The sequence below is a fragment of the Methyloceanibacter sp. genome (assembly GCF_058506495.1).
The window spans coordinates 1-2,902 of the sequence record NZ_JBZMXT010000157.1 but is presented as its reverse complement, the minus strand read 5'-3'; the positions used below and the strand labels follow the sequence as shown (position 1 = coordinate 2,902).

The window sequence follows — 2,902 nt, the reverse complement described above, 5'->3', positions numbered from 1 at the left end:
CCTTGGCCCATCGGATAGCGGCCGCAATCGAGCCAGAGCTGATTCGCTCAGAAGATGAGATTACGCATCGTATACCGTTGCAGAATTTCTCGCGATGGGAGCGCTTGGCGCGCGCCCGATTACTGGCTGAGCAAGGAGACCGCCAAGCGTTGACAAAGGGCGTCGAAATCGCATCCGACGTCGTTCGACGACACCCGGACTGCGCCTACGCCCAGGCAACGTTGGCATGGAATGCGTGGCTCAAATTCATGATCGCGGGCCGACCTGCCGACAGCTATGACAGCGACTATTCCGTAGTCGCGGAGGGAGTGGGTGCTGCTGAGACCGCGCGGAAGCTAGACCCGCGCTTCTATCTCGCCAATGCTGCCCTCGGGGGCTGGAACGCAAAGCTCAAAGATTATGAAGCGGCAAGTACCGCTCTTCGCCGCTCGATAGATCTCAATCCCTCCTTCCCCACCAGTTACAACCAGCTTGTGTCCTGCCTGACACGAGCAGGCCAACCAAGGGATGCCTTGGGATGGATCAAACAGCTTGATCGCATTAGTCCGAGCGATGTTTATCGCGGCTATTATTGTTGCGTGCGTGCGTTGACGCACTTCTGTCTACGCAATGACGAAGCCGCAATCACCAACGCAGATGAGTCGCTGCGCGCGCACCCCGGCTGGCTATCGAGCGAGCTCCTGTTGATTGCAGCGAGCCGTCGGCACGGCGACCGTAAACGAGCTGAGGAAGCGTCAGCCCGTCTCGTAGCCGCGAGAGGGAAAATCTCTCGCGCCCAACTACGGGAGCTCTACACGATGCGCCGCGCCAACGATTTCGAGGCGTTAGCGAAGCCACTGGCAGACGCTGGCGTGCTCGCACGATAGCCTCATGGGCAGGGCTTGCCAGTCAGGGAGCTAAGCTCGAGCTGTTGACCTGTCTTGCGCAGCCTCCCATAGCTCAATCCTGCCAGCCCGCGTGCACAAGTCCGTCTGCCAGATGCTCGGTATGTTTGGTGTGCGCGAATGGCATCCGCCGAAGCATTCTTTCCAGAGTTAGATCCGGATAATCTCGATGCAACTTGTCGGCAACGCCCCGGGCTTCACCCAGTCGTCCCGCTTTCGCCAAGCTCGCGGCGAGCAGCATCCTGCTGTTCCACCACGACCCATCGGTCAGCATCGAGACCCGGGCAATACGCGCGGCGCGGTCGTAGTCCCTGCAAATAACGCTTCATGTCCCGCAGCTTTCGGTGGCACCATCCAGCTGCCGAACGACGCACTTCTTGTTGCTGACGGCGACAGCTAGTCGGACACAATGTCCTCGACCGGATGCGTTTCTCCAGGATCTTCTACACGCCACCGTCGCGCTATTGTTTGTCTGACGAAGGCAATATGCGCCCTGAGTGCGTAGAGTTCCCGTCGAAATGCCAACGAGACGTGGACTTGTTTGACCCGCTCCTGAAGCGCATCGAGCCTGTCGATCAAGCTTTCGGTATCATCGCGGCTATCCGCACGATCGGCTGCGGTTTCGATATCTGCCAGTTCCCGGTACCAGCGGTAGATCCGGCGACGCATGCTCCAATCAAATGCTGTCGGACCGAAGCCCAGCAAGGGGATCAGCAGCGTCAGGATCGGTACGACCAGAAACCAGAAACGCTCGACCAGATTGGCCAGCCAGTAAGGCAGATAACGGCGAACTGGTGTCGGTCCATGCTGGAAATACCGCATGGCCTCCTCGTCGAGCGGGAAGTCGATAAGTTGTCGGGATGGGAACTGGCCACGTGTCCCCAGGATGGCCTCGCCGTCGACGATTTCATGCGACTTTGCCAGCAGTAGGTGCTTTATGGCGGGATGTGCAGAAGGTGTGACCACCAATGATGTGGCAACACCCAGAACGGTCAGGCCTTCCCTCGGAATGCGCCGCTGGAAGTCCAAGACCCGCGCAGGTAATTGCACCTCGGTGGCAAAGGGAAGCACCCTTACCAGCGAGGCGGTGTAGCCCGGCTCCGTTAAGGAGATGCCGGGCGCAACAAGGAGCTGCTGGACCCAAGCCGTTTTGGGACTTGTGACGAAGGCCGCATAATCGATGTCTCCAGCCATTAGGGCGTTTGCGGCTGCCTTGCCGCCGAGATCGACAAGCACGACGCGTTCACGCAATCCCAAGATTGAGAGGATATGCGTGACGAGGTCGCGTGTTCCGCTGCCCATTGGACCTGCGGCGATGCGAACGCCATTCCTCGCTTCGAGTTTATCGAATTCGCCCGTCCTCGAGAAAATCCAAAGCGGTTCGATTGCGAGACTTGCGAGCGTCCTTAAGGTTCCGGCTCCCGTGCCACGGCGTGTGATGCCGCCCTGAACGAAAGCAATGTCGATATCATTGTCTTCGAGCAAGAGCCGAACGTTCTCAACCGAGCCGCTCGTCTCAACGAGCTCAACCGCGACCCCACTTTTTCGGAGCGCCGCGCGGTACCGCTTGCCAAGGGCATCATAGAAGCCGCCTGGCACGCCGGTCGCGATCCGAACCGCCCGCGGTGGCGCTGGATCGAGGAGCGACCAACCCACCCCTAAAATGAGTGCTGCGGCGACCGCCGTGAAAATGAAGACCTGCAAACGGAGGGAGGTCAAATTGACGATGAACGTCGACCTCGCCACATCCGCCGTGCGGTTGGAGGTCGACGATGGTCTTTGCATGCCATCCGGGAAATCACGTTGCGATCGCTGCATCAAGCTCTCTCGAACTAGCCAAACACATCATCGACGACCCGGCTACCGCCCGCATCAAACTTGAAGCTGGGCTGACATGCGATCGCCGCTTGATGTAGCTACCATCGAGACGCGCGACGGGCTAGCCACCAGACGTCGACCACCATTGATGGGCCGCGATGCCGTTTCGCTCCCTCGAGGCCTGTCGACTTCCGAGTTCG

3 protein-coding genes are annotated in these 2,902 nt (G+C 59.4%); 1 reads left to right on the top strand and 2 read right to left on the bottom strand.

All coding sequences use genetic code 11. From position 1 onward, the window contains the following. Positions 1–866, top strand: an 866-nt coding sequence (locus AC33YF_RS13535) for a tetratricopeptide repeat protein (protein ID WP_491777739.1), incomplete at its 5' end; no start/stop codon positions are given. A 215-nt stretch (positions 867–1,081) separates the two neighbouring features. On the opposite strand, the gene AC33YF_RS13530 is transcribed toward AC33YF_RS13535, so the two are convergent. Continuing rightward, positions 1,082–1,213: a hypothetical protein gene (locus AC33YF_RS13530; RefSeq protein WP_491777738.1), complete on the bottom strand. Its 132-nt coding sequence runs from the start codon at positions 1,211–1,213 to the stop codon at positions 1,082–1,084. A gap of 67 nt (positions 1,214–1,280) precedes the next feature. Further along, on the bottom strand, positions 1,281–2,669 hold the full coding sequence (locus tag AC33YF_RS13525; protein WP_491777737.1) for a TAXI family TRAP transporter solute-binding subunit: 1,389 nt from the start codon (positions 2,667–2,669) through the stop codon (positions 1,281–1,283). Positions 2,670–2,902 lie beyond the last annotated feature (233 nt).